The organism is Paenibacillus sp. FSL K6-1318 (assembly GCF_037976905.1).
In the GTDB taxonomy this organism is placed as follows: Bacteria; Bacillota; Bacilli; order Paenibacillales; family Paenibacillaceae; genus Paenibacillus; species Paenibacillus amylolyticus_A.
Map to the genome: position 1 here is coordinate 3,749,107 of NZ_CP150270.1, position 14,837 is coordinate 3,763,943.

The following is a 14,837-nucleotide window of genomic DNA, read 5'->3' on the forward strand; positions in this document are numbered from 1 at the left end:
ATTCTTCATGACCTGAATAGTTAATCTCATGAACTTTCATGCTGACTATTTAATAGAGATGAGGTGATGATATGAACCACACTGTCTATACGATGACAAAAGCCCCTGTTCCAAAATCACTTTTCATTCAATGGCATAACCTGATTCGTGCGGTATGGATCGGCGGGCTGGCGGTGTACATTATTCAGTTAAATTCAAGTGATTCGCTTCATTATTATTTGGCGCCTACGATGCAAAAACTGCTATTATGCTGCCCTGTTCCCTTATTGTTTATTGCCGTTATCATGGCCTGGCATGGATTGTTCGGTAGGAACGAGGTTCATTGCGACTGTGAGCATCCTCCGCCTTCCGGGTTCCTTCGTAGTTCAATGGTATATGGTCTGATCGCTATACCCTTATTGCTGGGGTTTTTGTTACCTGATCGGGCTCTCGGCAGCTCCATGGCCAGTCAGAAAGGCATGTCTCTCACCTATGCTCCTCCCGAGATTCGTCGGAAAGAACCGTTACCTGATCCGGCAACGCCATTGAATGTACAAGATCTTACACAACAACCTACGGCTGTTCAGTCTGCATCGGCCACCAAAGTACAATTCATTCCCCCAGACGAGTATAGCCGCGAATTCGCTGAACTGGCGGAGAAGTTGTATGCAGAGCAGGTCATTCGAGTCTATCCTGAAATTTTCTCTGAAACCCTCGGCACGATCGATATGTTCCAGCGACAATTTGCAGGTAAAGATATCTCCTTAACCGGGTTCGTTTATCGGGACAAAAGCATGGATCATGAATCACATTTTGCACTGGGACGATTTCTCGTCATGTGTTGCCCCGCGGATGCGGCTCCCTTTGGCGTGATGATTCACATTCCAGAAGCGGATAGCTTCCCTACAGATAGTTGGGTGCAAATCGATGGCAGCATCGGCTCAGCACAGGTGAATGGTAAGGATACGATTGAGATTCGCGCCACAAAGGTGACACCTGTAGCCGAGCCATCCACGCCTTATATTTATACCAATGCGGACTCGGTGATGGCATATGAGAAAATAAAGAGCCAGTAGTCGCTAGTAGTAGTAACTTGCACCTCAACGATAAAAAGCCCCAAAGCTATGGATTAAATAGCTTCGGGGCTTTCATGTTCAGTCAGATATGAGATTACATCTCGTCTGCTCTGATTTATTTATTATTCCGTTACGATATCATGAACCAATACAGGCGCATCGGCATGATCGGCAATCGTAATGTTTTCTTTGATCTTCGCAATGACGTCAGCTACGTCTTCACGATTGGCATGGATCGTTACGAGGGACTCACCAGCTTTGACTGGGTCACCGACTTTTTTGTTCAGCATCAGACCAACAGCGAGATCAATCTCGGATTCTTTCGTTGCACGGCCTGCGCCGAGCAGCATTGCTGCAGTTCCGATTTCGTCAGCGACGATTCCGGCAACATAGCCGTCTTTGTCTGCTGGGACTTCAACCAGGTATTTTGCTTGTGGCAAACGATCTGGATGATCCACAACCGAAGCGTCTCCGCCTTGGTTTGCCAGGAAATCTTTGAATTTTTCCAGCGCTTTACCGTTCTGGATCACTTCTTTCAATTTCTCCTCAGCATGCTCCAAGGAATCTGCTTTGCCAGCAAGGAATACCATCTGACGTCCAAGTGCCAGACACAGTTCTTCCAGATCTTTCGGACCTTTACCTTGCAGGGTGAGGATGGCTTCTTTTACTTCAAGCGCGTTACCAATCGCCAGACCCAGTGGTTGGGACATATCGGAGATAACAGCCATCGTTTTACGTCCTACATTGTTACCGATGCTTACCATGGCATGTGCCAATTCTTTAGCATCTTCTGTCGTTTTCATGAATGCACCAGCACCCGTTTTAACATCCAATACGATCGCATCTGCGCCTGCTGCAATTTTCTTACTCATGATGGAGCTGGCGATCAGTGGAATGGAGTTAACGGTAGCTGTTACGTCACGCAGTGCATAGAGCTTCTTGTCTGCAGGCGTTAGATTACCACTTTGTCCGATAACCGCAACCTTGTGTTCGTTGACGAGACGAATGAACTCTTCTTTTTCAAGCTCTACGTGGAAGCCAGCAACGGATTCCAGTTTGTCTGTTGTACCACCCGTATGACCAAGTCCACGTCCGGACATTTTGGCAACAGGAACGTCCAGCGCAGCAACGAGCGGAGCGAGTACCAGTGTTGTTGTATCGCCCACTCCTCCTGTGGAGTGCTTGTCTACTTTGATGCCTTCGATAGCGGACAGGTCGATCGTTTCACCGGAATTCACCATGGACATCGTGAGATCAGCACGTTCTTTGTCTGTCATATCCTTGAAAAATACTGCCATCGCCCATGCGCTGACTTGATAGTCCGGGATCTCTCCTTGTGTGTATCCTTGAACTACAAAATCAATCTCAGCTGTTGTCAGTTCTTTTCCGTCGCGTTTCTTGGCAATAATGTCTACCATTCTCATGATGATCTCTCCTTGTGTGTGTATTGATTGTATAGAACACTTTGTTGTTAGACCGTTGACCGTTCCGGCTCCGGATCGTTCCTCCGATCGCTGTTGTCTCCAAGTTTTTTTTGATCCATTTTGCAATGGGAAAACTCGGAGACAGCACATCCTTCCGAAGCAGCTTTCTTTCAGAAAGCTTTTAGGCGAACGCTTCGCTTCTTCAGAATCGATTCCGGGTCCTTCACTCCGTGCTTAAAACAAAAGTTGCGATTAAAATCAAATGATTATGAATATAAAATACAACAATTACAGTGTGATTGCTGTGTCCAGGGCAACTACCATCATGTCGTTGAACGTTTTTTGGCGCTCTTCGGCAGATGTTTCTTCGCCTGTCAGCAAGTGGTCACTTACCGTCAGGATGGTCAGTGCGTTAACACCGAACTTGGCAGCGATGGTGTACAATGCTGTTGTTTCCATCTCTACGCCCAGTACGCCGTGTTTCATCAACTTCTCGGTTACGGAACGGTCATCGCGATAGAAAGAATCGGAGCTGAACACGTTACCGACATGAATCTTCATGCCTTTAGCTGTTGCACGGTCATATGCTTCTTTCAGCAGGGAGAACGTAGCGATTGGCGAGAAGTCATATCCACCGAATACGTGCTTGTTCATGCTGGAATCTGTACATGCTGCTTGTGCAAGGATGACGTCACGAACACGCACATGCTCCTGCATACCGCCACAAGTACCTACACGAATCAGGTTTTTCACGCCATATTCGCTGATCAATTCATTAGCATAGATTGCGAAGGACGGAATACCCATTCCTGAACCTTGCACCGAAATCCGGTGCCCTTGATATGTACCTGTGAAACCGAGCATTCCGCGAACCTCGTTGTAACATACAACATCTTCAAGGTACGTATCTGCAATATATTTCGCGCGCAAAGGGTCTCCTGGCAAAAGGATCGTTTCTGCGATATCTCCGGGTTTTGCTCCAATATGTGTACTCATGAATGAAATTCCTCCAGTTATATATTTAATCTAATATGATGGCAGGAACCGGAGCAGCCATAGCCACTCCGTATCCCCTATCCAGTTTTCAACGAACTTACTTCAAATCTTTCAGGAAGCTAGTGCCGTATTCCGGCATTTTCACACCAAAGTTCTCGGCTACGGTTGCGCCAAGGTCAGCAAATGTGCTGCGCAGATCAAGCTTTTTACCCTCGGTGAAGCGCGGAGAGTAGGCAAGCAGTGGTACATATTCACGTGTATGGTCTGTGCCACGGTAGGTTGGATCGTTACCATGGTCAGCTGTGATAAGCAGCAGATCATCATTGGTCATTTTCGCAAAAATCTCTGGCAGCCTTGCATCATAATCTTCGAGCGCCTGAGCATAACCTTGCGGATCACGACGGTGACCGTACAGGGCATCAAAATCAACCAGGTTCAGGAAGCTGAGTCCAGTGAACTCTTCATCCATCGTTTCGGACAACTTGTCCATGCCATCCATGTTGGAGACGGTACGAACAGCCTTGGTCACACCTTCACCATCATAGATATCTGCGATTTTACCCAAGGCAATGACATCAAATCCACCATCTTGCAGTTCGTTCATAACGGTACGTCCAAACGGTTTAAGCGCATAGTCATGACGATTCGCAGTACGCTTCCAGTCACCCGATTCACCTACAAATGGACGTGCAATAATGCGGCCCAACATGTACGGATCTTCAAGCGTAATTTCACGACAGAACTCACAGATTTCGTACAGTTCTTTCAACGGAACAACGTCCTCATGTGCTGCAATTTGCAGAACCGAATCCGCAGATGTGTACACGATGAGTGCGCCAGTTTCGACATGCTCTGCACCCAGCTCATCCAGGATTTCTGTGCCGCTGGCCGGTTTGTTACCGATCACTTTGCGGCCCGTTTTCTCTTCAATGCGCTGAATCAGCTCATCGGGAAAACCGTTCTCGAACACGCGGAAAGGTGTATCAATGTATAGACCCATCAGCTCCCAGTGACCTGTCATTGTGTCTTTGCCTCTGGATGCTTCCTGCATCTTGGTGTAATACGCTTTAGGTGCATCCGCTACAGGGATACCCTCGATTTCTTTGATATTAGACAGTCCGAGACTAGCCATGTGAGGCATGTTCAGACCTCCGCGTTCACGTGCAATGTGACCGAAGGTATCCACATCAAAATCATCGAATTCTGCTGCATCCGGCGCTTCGCCGATCCCTACAGAATCCATAACAATTAAATGTACTCTTTTAAATGTTGACATAACCTAAGCACTCCTTCCAATAATCCGGTTTACAAGAACAGTCCGGCGATGATCGCCGACAATACACTGACAAGCGATGCACCGTAAAGCAGTTTCAGACCGAAGCGGGCTACCACATTACCTTGTTTCTCATGAAGTCCCTTCACCGCACCGGCAATAATACCGATGGAGGAGAAGTTGGCGAACGATACGAGGAAGACGGATACGATCCCTGTTGTTCTGGCAGACAATAAGGTCTCCTTCGCTAGAGCAAGCATGGCAACGAATTCGTTGGATACCATTTTGGTTGCCATAATACTTCCCGCCTGAATTGCTTCTTTCCAAGGAACACCCATAATAAAGGCTAATGGTGCAAACACATAACCAAGCAGCTCCTGGAACGAAATGCCAAGCACCGCGCTGAAAATTCCGTTAACAAGTGCAATCAAGGCAACAAAACCGATTAACATCGCAGCTACGATGATGGCAACTTTGAATCCATCCAGGATGTATTCGCCGAGCATTTCGAAGAAGGACTGCTTCTCCTCTTCCTGTACTTCCAATATATCTTCTTCCTCTGTAACCTCATAAGGATTCACAATGGAAGCAATGATAAAACCGCCAAACAGGTTCAGCACGAGTGCCGTAACCACATATTTCGGATCAATCATGGACATATAGGCACCGACAATCGACATCGATACCGTGGACATCGCCGAGGCACACAAGGTGTACAGCCGATGTTTTGGCAACAACCCAATTTGTTTTTTCACAGAAATGAACACTTCAGATTGCCCCAATACAGCCGAAGCAACCGCGTTATATGATTCCAGTTTGCCCATTCCGTTGATTTTGCTTAATACCAGACCAATATATTTTATAACAAAAGGTAAGATTCGGATATACTGCAATATACCAATAAGTGCAGAGATGACAACAATCGGCATCAATACGTTCAGGAAGAACGGAACACCGCCAGTTGCGTCTTCAACCTTCGTCAAATCACCGAATACAAACGCAATCCCTTCATTTGCATAATCAAGCAAACTTTTAAATACGGTCGCGAAGCCGCCAATCAGCCATGTCCCGACCCCTGTATTCAGCAAGGCATACGCCAGAATCACCTGTAAAACAACCATAACGACCAGCGGCCGGTAGCGAATCTTCTTTTTACCGTTGCTTGCGATATAAGCCAGTCCAAAAACAACGAGTAAACCAAGAAGGGCAATTAGAAATTTCATTCGATCTCTCCTTTGAAGGTAGTTAAGCCGGATGTGGAATTCAGCTCAAAGGGTACTTAAGCATTCTTGTCAGTAATCTTTCAGAAAACTTATGAAGCGCTTACAATTAATCCCGTTTTTAAAATATAAGTGTAAATTCTATTCCCTGTACCTGAGTCGAGTACCCAAGTACAGAGAATATATCATTACTTTTCACTTCATCAAGCTTGTTTAATAAGCTTTTGCTTAGTAAGAAGATGTAGACTGACCGCCCTGCATGATCTTCACGCCAGAACTTGCACCGATCCGAGTCGCACCCGCTTCGATCATTTTCTGCATATCTTCCAGACTGCGTACGCCACCGGAAGCTTTAACGCCAACATCAGGACCTACAGTACGACGCATCAAAGCGATATCTTCCGGCGTTGCCCCACCTGTGGAGAAACCTGTAGAAGTTTTAACAAAATCTGCTCCAGCTTGTACAGCTGCCTGACAAGCACGTACTTTCTCATCATCCGTCAACAGACAAGTTTCAATAATGACTTTCACCAAAGCTTTACCCGCAGCCGCTTCAACAACAGCACGAATATCCTGTTCAACGTAATCATCTTTGCCATCTTTCAAAGCACTGATGTTGATGACCATATCGACTTCAGTTGCACCTTTAGCAATCGCATCCTTGGTTTCGAAAGCTTTCGTCTCCGACGTGGATGCTCCCAGAGGGAAACCGATAACGGTGCAGATATCTACGCCAGTACCTTGCAACTGCTCAGCAGCATAAGCAACCCAGCCTGGGTTAACGCATACGGAAGCAAACTGGTACTGCTTCGCTTCTTCGGTTAACTTGGCCATTTCACTTTGCGTTGCGTCCGCACGAAGCAACGTATGGTCGATCATTTTAGCTAATTGTGGTGTAGTCAATTGAATCTCTCCCTTATCTGATACTAGTTATTTTCTATACCCTTACACTAACATGAACATATGTAAAAATCAAATTGAACTTTTGTTCACAGTTCCACTTGCGGTTCTTGCTTCGTTATATTTTCTGCCTAACAAAGCAAAACATCCGCCCTTTTTTCGTGGCAGATGTTGTCATGCATTCCAAGTTAGAATCGAAGTAATGCCTGCGCTGTGTACTGGTCCGTGACCAGAATATTGGCGTAATGACCTTTGAGCGCGGCGTGAATGGCTTCAATTTTGCGTTGCCCCCCGGCGACAAGGATTGATTTTTCCTTATTTCTCAATTCGGCCAAGTCTATTCCGACGGTTCTGCTGTTAATCTCTTCACTGATCAACTGACCTTCCGCATCAAAAAAGCGTGAACAAATGTCACCTGCACCGGAATTCATCAGTAATTGTTGCTCTTCTTCATTGAAGTAGCCGAGCCTGAACAATAATGCATCCTCCTTCACAGTACCCACGGTGAACAAAGCGATGTTGGCCTGTCTGCCAAGTTCCACGATTCTGCCGATATGCCGATCCGCTTCCACCATGTTCTTCACTTCAATATTGTCGAAAATTACGGGCAGTGGCAGATACCTTGGTACCGTGTGGAAGGCTTCAGCGAACAAATGTACAATCTCAGCCGCATACGTATTGACATGGGAGTGGCTTACGCCCCCCTTCAATTGCACGACTTCGACCCCTTTAACCTGCTTGGGACGAAGCTGGCGTGCTACGGCATGCATGGTTGTTCCCCAGGTCACCCCGATAATATCTGCATCCTGAACCGTCTCCTGAAGGTAATCTGCTGCTCGTTTGCTGATATGCTTCTGTATTTCCTCATCACTCTTCAACGGGGCAAAACACACAAGTGCCGTATCCAGATCATATTTCGACTTGAGTTCTCCGGCAATGATGTCGATATCCTCCAGCGGGTCCATAATTTCAATCCGCACGTATCCACGATCTTTGGCGTACTGAAGCAATCTTGACACCGTTGGACGCGACACACCCAAGCGAGCGGCAATATCCTGCTGGCTGTAATCGGACTGATAATACAATTTCGCTGCTTCAATGCTTAATCGTTGCTTCTCCAGATCCATTCCCATGTGCGCTCATCTCACTCATCCCTATTATCGTTGGAAAATAAATACTCGTCCTGTATATTATACATGGATTGAGTATCTGGTCACTATATAGCATCAATTCACTGCCGTGATCATTCCACTCATATCCCTTTCTGACGTATAAAACGGGGGAAACGATGCATACTACTGCGGTCGCTTCATCATTGCCAACATTGGTTCACCCCATTAATTGCACAGAGAGGAAGAACTACATGTCTACCTTATTGTATATTACTGCCCATCCTCATGATCATGAAACCTCCTTTAGCATGGCTACAGGTAAAGCATTTATCGACGCGTATCGCGAAAGTCACCCTTCTGATGAGGTTGTTCACCTCGATCTGTATCGCTCGGATATTCCCCATATTGATGCGGATGTCTTCAGTGGTTGGGGAAAACTGCAATCGGGCAGTGATCTGACTGCCGAAGAGCAGACCAAAGTAAGTCGTTTAAATGAATTGTCGGATCAATTTGCTGCTGCAGATAAATATGTTTTTGTAACCCCGATGTGGAACTTCTCATTTCCTCCAATTCTGAAGGCTTATGTCGACTCGATCTGCGTAGCTGGCAAAACATTTCGTTATACCGAACAAGGCCCTGTTGGACTGCTTTCTGATAAAAAAGCTCTGCATATTCAGGCTCGCGGCGGCATTTATTCCGAAGGCCCAGCGGCCCAGATGGAATCCGGTCACCGGTACCTGAGCATTATCATGTCATTCCTCGGCGTGCCGAAGCTTGATGGCATTTTTGTTGAGGGGCATAATCAATATAAAGATCGTGCGGATGAGATCAAGCAACAGGCTATCGAGCAAGCACGCACTTTCGCAAAACAATTTTAAGAAAGGTAGTTCAAAAAGTAGTAAAACAATCAAAACATAAACAAAACCCGCGTGCGACCTAGGGCATAATCCCAGGCAGCACGCGGGTTTTCAATGTATAATCAACCTAGAGCTTATTGCTGTCCAGCGCTGGCACGGCTCATGGTTTCAAGTTTACGTGTGATGGCATGACGGTCTACTTTCAATCCCCAGATCATCTCAATAATCTGCTCTTTCTCCTCAGGACTGTCGGCATGCTTCAATTGCATTAACAGATCATGCATCTGTTCATTAATGCCTTCAAATTGGCTCCATAGATCCTGCCTTACCTCTGTTGAATCCAGATGATGATTCGCATCGACTTCTTCCTTCAGTGCCTGCAGAATAGCATCTTTCCATTCGTCATCACCTAGCTGTTTCGCAATGTTCAGGAGATCCAGATAATCGTCAACAAGAAGTGAGTTCAATTCAGCATGTGTTTTCATCGTTTATTGCATCCCCTTTTCGTCTATTTACCAAGTATTATACTCGGTATTTCAGGATATGCAATACCTGTCGGAAAAAGTTGATTTATGTAGCCTGTCCCTTCAGCCTATGGACAAGCAAATTACACAACACAAAACCGATCAAAACATACACACCGATCATACCCACAATGCCTGTCCATCCCAGATGGCTGTAAAGCAATCCGCCCCCTGTTCCACTTACGCTTGAACCAAGGTAGTAGAAAAACAAATACAACGCATTGGCCTGTGATTTGTGCTGATTGGCCACGAGACCAACCCAGCTGCTGGCAATGGAATGACCGCCAAAGAAACCGAAGGCAAACAGGGCGAGTCCAATAATTTTGACCCAAAGCGCTGGATGAACGGTACAGACTGCACCAGCCAGAATAATTCCCAGCGCGATTCCAAGCACATGTGATCTGCCGTACCGATCGGCCAGCCTGCCCATCCAGGTGCTACTAACCGTGCCCATCAGATATACCACAAAAAGACTTCCAACAATAGACTGGCTAAGATGATAGGGTTCACCCGTTAATTCAAAACCAATATAGTTGAACAGGGTCACGAAGCCCCCCATCAGGAGAAAACCGAGTCCATACAGGCATAGCAACCGTGGATTGCGACACTGTGACCACAAAAGAGGTATTGGATTTTTGAATCCGGGTGCAGCTTTGACAAAATGACGGGATGGCGGGATGACAAGCCAAAAAATAACGGCTGCACACAAACCAAGAATACCAATGAAACCCACAGCGGCGCGCCAACTGAACCAGTCTGTCACGACACCGCTGATAAAACGACCGGCCATGCCTCCTATCGAATTCCCACTGATATATAGCCCCATGGCATATCCAAGACTTGCAGGCTCAATTTCTTCTGACAGATATGTCATGGCTATCGCTGGCAACCCCGCAAGTGCCACCCCTTGGAGAATACGAAGCAGAAGAAGCTCCGTGTATCCCGGGCTGAACGCACTTAGCAAAGCAATAACAGAAGATATTACTAGTGCCGCTGTCATAATAAAGCGTCGTCCTACAGAATCAGACAAGGAGCCGATGAACAGCATCGTCAGTGCCATGGCGATCGTTGTTACCGATAGCGTAAGACTGGCGTGTGCCGGCGTAATGGAGAATGTATCGCTAATCTCAGGCATCAGGGGCTGGAGGCTGTAGAGCAACGCAAAAGTGACAAAACCTCCGGCGAACAGTGCAAGGCTAATGTTACGAAACGTCTTAGTTCCCTGCTGAATCATGGATGTTCCAACTTTCTCGGTAAGAAAGCTTCTTGGATTGACTGTGGCCTGATCGCCGGTCACTGAAGCCTTCCATTTTATCGTTATTTGGTGAACAGTTTCCGTTCCATATGAGTCAGAAACTCATAACCATCTGGAGTTACGACAACTGTATCCTCGATTTGGAACCCACCAGCACCAAGCTCGTAATAAGGTACCTCCACACATAACACCATACCGGGCTCCAGTATGCGCTGGTCACCCGGGGAGAGGGTCATATCGTCGTACAGTTCCAAGCCGATGGCATGTCCGACATGCTGACGTCGGTAATGGGGAATTCCCTCACGCTGTACGCGAGACACTGCGGCATGGAATACTTCTGATGCCTTGACGCCAGGGCGCACCGTTTCAAGTGCCGTCTCCCATCCACTTTTAACCGCATCAAAATGCTTTTTCATCCAGGCGGTAGGCTCACCTGCAACAACCGTGCGGCCCGTATCCCCCCAGTATCCTTCCAGCTGGAGGCAGAGATCGAAACGGACCTGATCTCCAGTCTCAATCGTATGAAAATAATTTTCAATGAGTGGCAACGCACTGCGTGGTCCTGCCCCTACTGCAGTCATTGCCGGAGTTCCACCTGCTCTCATCACAGCCAGACGATAATGATCGGCAAGTTGCTTCTCATGAACACCTGCTGCAATCAGATCAATCAGCTCCTGCTCAATCCGTTCATTTAATTGAGCAGCCTGACGCAGTTGCTCGATTTCGAAAGGTGTCTTCACCAGGCGGATTTGTCGGAACAGTTTATATGCGGAAACCACCGGCCTTTCAGGAAGCTCCTCCCTGATTCTAGCCAGAATATCGGGAGCGATCCGCATCTCATCGATGCCAATCGGCTGATCTTCGATCTCAAGCTGTTTTAATGCTGCCTTGAGTGCTTCTAGAGGACCTGGATGAATAACCGTCGTTTGCAGGAGAGAATAGAACAGATCAATGTCGTCCGTGGAAGGTTTGCCTTCAATTGAACCTTCCACGAAGAAGTCACTGTAGGCAAATATGTCCACCCCCGTGATACCGAACTGAGCCACAACGCCCAACCGATTCGTCGGAATGATGATACACGGCTTAGCAGATCTGTCGGCAGGTAAAATAGCATAAATCTGCATGGTCCAGTTGCTTGCACGCAGCTGGGACCCGATGACATAGTGAATGTTCTCTGGAGTAGTTGCAATCAGGGCGCTTAGCCCCTGAGCTTTCATCACTTCTTCCGCCCGATCCCGATTCAGACCTGAGCTATGGGATAGATGGTGTGAATTATTCATTTTGATCCAGACCTCCTTTTGTTTTCCTGCGACCAAACAAACTCTCAAGTCCTGGTACAGAGCGCAAAACCAGTTTAATCGTCATAAACAGAGCCAGTGCAAAAGCGATCAACACTACAGACACAACAGCAATTGTTGGGTCCTGCCATTTCTCCATGTACAGGAATAGCTGTATTGGCAACGTGTAGCTGTCCTGACGGAGTAGCAGCAGTGCAGCCTCTACCTGATCGAAAGTGAAGACAAAAGCGATTGACCCTGACAAAAGCAGGGATAGTCGGAGCTGTGGCAGCGTAATTGTGAAAAAGATACGCATCGGCCCTGCGCCAAGGTCCGCGGCAGCTTCCCGGTGAACCGGGTGCAGATTCGCTAATGCACTGCCCACAAGAGTGAGCACGAATGGAAGCACAATGACTGCTTCACCCAAAATTAGCGCAAACAATCCGCCAGCAATATGCATTTTCGAGAATAAGATCAAATATGCGATACCCAGCGTAATTTTCGGCATAACCATCGGAGATACAAAAAATGCCCTTAAGATGCCAGAACCCGGGAAAGGATACTGCACGATCGCTAGCGCAGCAAGTGTACCCGTAATCAAAGCCAGCAGAACCGCCCCTGTCGAAGCAATGAGGCTGTTTTTGAATGCATCGAGAAACTGAGTCTGCTCACCCAGATTGGCATACCATTTCAAGGTTAGACCTTCTGGCGGGAATTTACTGGCTGAACCTGAGCCTACGGACGTTAACATAATCATGAGCAGCGGCAGCAGCAAATAAATGGCTACGGCACCCACAAAGATATAGAGCAGCAGCTTGGTACCCTTGTTGGACTTAACCATACGCCTGACCTCCCTTACGGGAACGACGGAACATCAACATTTCCGCCCCTTTATTCACAAGCAACGAGACAACAATGGAAGACACAAGTAAGAACAGGCTGGCAACCGCAGCCATTGGCCAGTTGGTGTCCAAGGTACGCTGGTATATAAATACCGGAAGTGTCATGACTCTTCCCCCGCCGATCAGCTGAGGTGTGGTGAAGGCGGTGAGACATAGCGTGAACACAATCTGTACTCCGCTTGCAATGCCTCTTGCCGATAAAGGCAGGGTAATGGTCAGGAACGTTCGCCAGCTGCCCGCCCCCAGATCCTGAGCGGCCGCCTTTAAGGAAGCATCACTTTGGGAGAGTACATTCAGGATCGGAAAGACCATAAATGGCAGGAAAATATGGACAAGCGCGACAACAACACCTGTCTCGTTGTAGATTATGCTGAATCCTTCATCGGTAAGCCCCAGCCGGATGAATAGCCAGTTCATGAAGCCCTGTTTGGAAAGCAACAGCTGCCATCCGTAAGAACGCACAACCGCGCTGACCAGTAGCGGAAGAAACGTGAGCAGCAGCAACAATTGCTTCATGCCAGGTTTCTTCAGACCCGCTATGCAATAGGCCAGCGGATAGGCAAGAAGTAGACTCCATAGCGTAACCTTGAAGGCAATGCGAAACGTTGTGCCAATTAGCTTCCAGTAGTAAGGATCAGACAGAAACGCACGATAGGCTCCCCAATCCCAGCCCCGAATAAGCTTTCCATTCTCATAAATATCAAAGCTATATCTGCCAAAGATCAGCAACCCGCCCAGATAAACGATGCCCATCAAAGCAAGTGCAGGCAACAGAAGCAGCAACCGGGTTACCCATGTGCGGTTTCCAAAGGAATACAGATTCACAATCCGTTCCGCGATCCGGCTCATATTCCTGCCCCCTGGACTTGATCATGCACGAGTTCGGTTAACAAGAGTGCGTCCTCCGGGTCAAAGCCAATTTGTATCGGCTCACCTGGACTAAAACGTGCGGCTCCCCGCTGATGCAGCACACTGGCCTGAACCAGAAAACCTTCAGCAATCTGCACACTGTATCGAATATTTGCTCCGCCATACACCGCTTCAATTACGTGTCCATCCAGCTTGTTCAGGCAATGAGTTGCATCTTCTCCAAGTCGAATATACTCATTGCGGATCGATAAGGAATGTCGTGCACCTGCTTTCGGTACTGCATTGCCATCACTGACTTTCACCAGCAATGGCTTGCCGAAGCAATCCACCCGAGTTCCATTCACATCATGTCCCAACACTTCCGTCTCAAAGAGATTGGTATCTCCAATGAACTTGGCTACGAAGCTATCTGCCGGTCTTTCATAGATTTCATCAGGGGTTGCATATTGCAACAGCTTTCCGGCGCGCATGACACCAATTCGGTCAGACATATTCATGGCTTCGCTCTGGTCATGCGTTACAAAGATAAACGTTCCGCCGAATTCGCGCTGGATGCGTTTCAGTTCTCGCTGCATATCGAGACGCAGCTGCATGTCCAATGCCGAGAGAGGTTCGTCAAGCAGCAGCACTTCCGGTCTGTTGATCAGTGCGCGAGCAATGGCGACGCGTTGGGCCTGCCCCCCGGACAGCTCGGATACCGCACGCCTGCCATAGTCTCCAAGCTGGACCAGATCAAGCATTTCACCTACCTGCCGTTGGATATCGGCTTTTGGTAACTTCTTCACCTTTAGCCCATAGGCAATGTTGTTGAATACGTCCATATGAGGGAATAGCGCAAGCTGCTGAAAAATCATATTGCTGTTGCGTCCATAGGCCGGAATGCCGGTAACATCCCGGCCTCCCAGCATAATGGTGCCCTGGTCCGGTTGCTCAAGTCCGCCAAGCATGCGCAGCAGTGTTGTTTTGCCACAGCCACTCGGACCAAGCAAGGAAACGAACTCTCCCTTTTTCACTTGGAGTGTTACTTGATCAACGGCGGCTCGTTCACCATAAGTCTTCGTGACTTCCCTTGTTTCAATGGATATGGTCTCTTGTCCACTGCTCATCTCTGATTCCCTCCCTTCCATTCCGGATTCAGAACAGAACCCGGAATCGTTGTGTGCCTGACAACA

At 47.7% G+C, this 14,837-nt stretch carries 14 protein-coding genes; 2 read left to right on the forward strand and 12 right to left on the reverse strand.

All coding sequences use genetic code 11. The features are described 5' to 3' along the window. Positions 1–71 precede the first annotated feature (71 nt). Positions 72–1,055 (forward strand): TIGR03943 family protein, encoded by a 984-nt coding sequence (locus NYE45_RS16385; protein ID WP_340013202.1) that lies wholly within the window; start codon positions 72–74, stop codon positions 1,053–1,055. A gap of 122 nt (positions 1,056–1,177) precedes the next feature. Here the strand turns inward: NYE45_RS16385 and NYE45_RS16390 are convergent, their stop codons facing one another. The 6 genes from NYE45_RS16390 to NYE45_RS16415 all read right to left on the reverse strand — a co-directional run bounded on the left by NYE45_RS16390 (position 1,178) and on the right by NYE45_RS16415 (position 7,995). Further along, complete coding sequence (locus NYE45_RS16390) at positions 1,178–2,479, reverse strand: pyrimidine-nucleoside phosphorylase (RefSeq protein WP_215077629.1); 1,302 nt, start codon at positions 2,477–2,479, stop codon at positions 1,178–1,180. A 288-nt stretch (positions 2,480–2,767) separates the two neighbouring features. Next, the gene (deoD, locus tag NYE45_RS16395; protein ID WP_056691414.1) at positions 2,768–3,475 is read right to left on the reverse strand and encodes a purine-nucleoside phosphorylase; all 708 of its coding nucleotides are present in this window, start codon (positions 3,473–3,475) and stop codon (positions 2,768–2,770) included. A gap of 97 nt (positions 3,476–3,572) precedes the next feature. Next, complete coding sequence (gene deoB, locus NYE45_RS16400) at positions 3,573–4,751, reverse strand: phosphopentomutase (RefSeq protein ID WP_340013204.1); 1,179 nt, start codon at positions 4,749–4,751, stop codon at positions 3,573–3,575. A gap of 29 nt (positions 4,752–4,780) precedes the next feature. After that, positions 4,781–5,971 carry a NupC/NupG family nucleoside CNT transporter gene (locus NYE45_RS16405; protein ID WP_264926759.1) on the reverse strand — a complete coding sequence of 397 codons (1,191 nt, stop codon included), beginning with the start codon at positions 5,969–5,971 and terminating at the stop codon, positions 4,781–4,783. 225 nt (positions 5,972–6,196) lie between these two features. Continuing rightward, complete coding sequence (deoC, locus tag NYE45_RS16410; RefSeq protein WP_340017389.1) at positions 6,197–6,847, reverse strand: deoxyribose-phosphate aldolase; 651 nt, start codon at positions 6,845–6,847, stop codon at positions 6,197–6,199. A 209-nt stretch (positions 6,848–7,056) separates the two neighbouring features. Beyond that, positions 7,057–7,995 (reverse strand): sugar-binding transcriptional regulator, encoded by a 939-nt coding sequence (locus tag NYE45_RS16415; RefSeq protein ID WP_062836066.1) that lies wholly within the window; start codon positions 7,993–7,995, stop codon positions 7,057–7,059. Between the two features lie 236 nt (positions 7,996–8,231). Here NYE45_RS16415 and NYE45_RS16420 point away from each other — a divergent pair, with 236 nt between their 5' ends. Continuing rightward, positions 8,232–8,858, forward strand: a complete 627-nt coding sequence (locus NYE45_RS16420) for an FMN-dependent NADH-azoreductase (protein WP_074095370.1) — start codon at positions 8,232–8,234, stop codon at positions 8,856–8,858. A 113-nt stretch (positions 8,859–8,971) separates the two neighbouring features. Here the strand turns inward: NYE45_RS16420 and NYE45_RS16425 are convergent, their stop codons facing one another. From NYE45_RS16425 to NYE45_RS16450, 6 genes are all read right to left on the reverse strand, one after another. Then, positions 8,972–9,322: a hypothetical protein gene (locus tag NYE45_RS16425; protein WP_340013206.1), complete on the reverse strand. Its 351-nt coding sequence runs from the start codon at positions 9,320–9,322 to the stop codon at positions 8,972–8,974. A gap of 85 nt (positions 9,323–9,407) precedes the next feature. Next, positions 9,408–10,658, reverse strand: a complete 1,251-nt coding sequence (locus NYE45_RS16430) for an MFS transporter (RefSeq protein ID WP_340013207.1) — start codon at positions 10,656–10,658, stop codon at positions 9,408–9,410. Positions 10,659–10,678: 20 nt separating this feature from the next. Next, positions 10,679–11,896, reverse strand: a complete 1,218-nt coding sequence (locus NYE45_RS16435) for a Xaa-Pro peptidase family protein (RefSeq protein WP_340013208.1) — start codon at positions 11,894–11,896, stop codon at positions 10,679–10,681. Next, positions 11,889–12,734, reverse strand: a complete 846-nt coding sequence (locus NYE45_RS16440; protein WP_340013210.1) for an ABC transporter permease — start codon at positions 12,732–12,734, stop codon at positions 11,889–11,891. Before NYE45_RS16440 ends, NYE45_RS16435 begins: the two co-directional genes overlap by 8 nt. Continuing rightward, positions 12,727–13,644, reverse strand: a complete 918-nt coding sequence (locus tag NYE45_RS16445; RefSeq protein WP_340013211.1) for an ABC transporter permease — start codon at positions 13,642–13,644, stop codon at positions 12,727–12,729. The genes NYE45_RS16440 and NYE45_RS16445 overlap by 8 nt, the downstream gene beginning before the upstream one ends. Beyond that, positions 13,641–14,771 (reverse strand): ABC transporter ATP-binding protein, encoded by a 1,131-nt coding sequence (locus NYE45_RS16450; RefSeq protein ID WP_340013212.1) that lies wholly within the window; start codon positions 14,769–14,771, stop codon positions 13,641–13,643. Before NYE45_RS16450 ends, NYE45_RS16445 begins: the two co-directional genes overlap by 4 nt. Positions 14,772–14,837 lie beyond the last annotated feature (66 nt).

Coding starts and splice junctions, on each gene's coding strand:
- deoD (WP_056691414.1), bottom strand. CDS start 3,475: ATGAGTACACATATTGGAGCAAAACCCGGAGATATCGCAGAAACGATC.
- NYE45_RS16440 (WP_340013210.1), bottom strand. CDS start 12,734: ATGGTTAAGTCCAACAAGGGTACCAAGCTGCTGCTCTATATCTTTGTG.
- NYE45_RS16425 (WP_340013206.1), bottom strand. CDS start 9,322: ATGAAAACACATGCTGAATTGAACTCACTTCTTGTTGACGATTATCTG.
- NYE45_RS16405 (WP_264926759.1), bottom strand. CDS start 5,971: ATGAAATTTCTAATTGCCCTTCTTGGTTTACTCGTTGTTTTTGGACTG.
- NYE45_RS16385 (WP_340013202.1), top strand. CDS start 72: ATGAACCACACTGTCTATACGATGACAAAAGCCCCTGTTCCAAAATCA.
- NYE45_RS16415 (WP_062836066.1), bottom strand. CDS start 7,995: ATGGATCTGGAGAAGCAACGATTAAGCATTGAAGCAGCGAAATTGTAT.
- NYE45_RS16420 (WP_074095370.1), top strand. CDS start 8,232: ATGTCTACCTTATTGTATATTACTGCCCATCCTCATGATCATGAAACC.
- NYE45_RS16435 (WP_340013208.1), bottom strand. CDS start 11,896: ATGAATAATTCACACCATCTATCCCATAGCTCAGGTCTGAATCGGGAT.
- deoB (WP_340013204.1), bottom strand. CDS start 4,751: ATGTCAACATTTAAAAGAGTACATTTAATTGTTATGGATTCTGTAGGG.
- deoC (WP_340017389.1), bottom strand. CDS start 6,847: ATGATCGACCATACGTTGCTTCGTGCGGACGCAACGCAAAGTGAAATG.
- NYE45_RS16390 (WP_215077629.1), bottom strand. CDS start 2,479: ATGAGAATGGTAGACATTATTGCCAAGAAACGCGACGGAAAAGAACTG.
- NYE45_RS16450 (WP_340013212.1), bottom strand. CDS start 14,771: ATGAGCAGTGGACAAGAGACCATATCCATTGAAACAAGGGAAGTCACG.
- NYE45_RS16445 (WP_340013211.1), bottom strand. CDS start 13,644: ATGAGCCGGATCGCGGAACGGATTGTGAATCTGTATTCCTTTGGAAAC.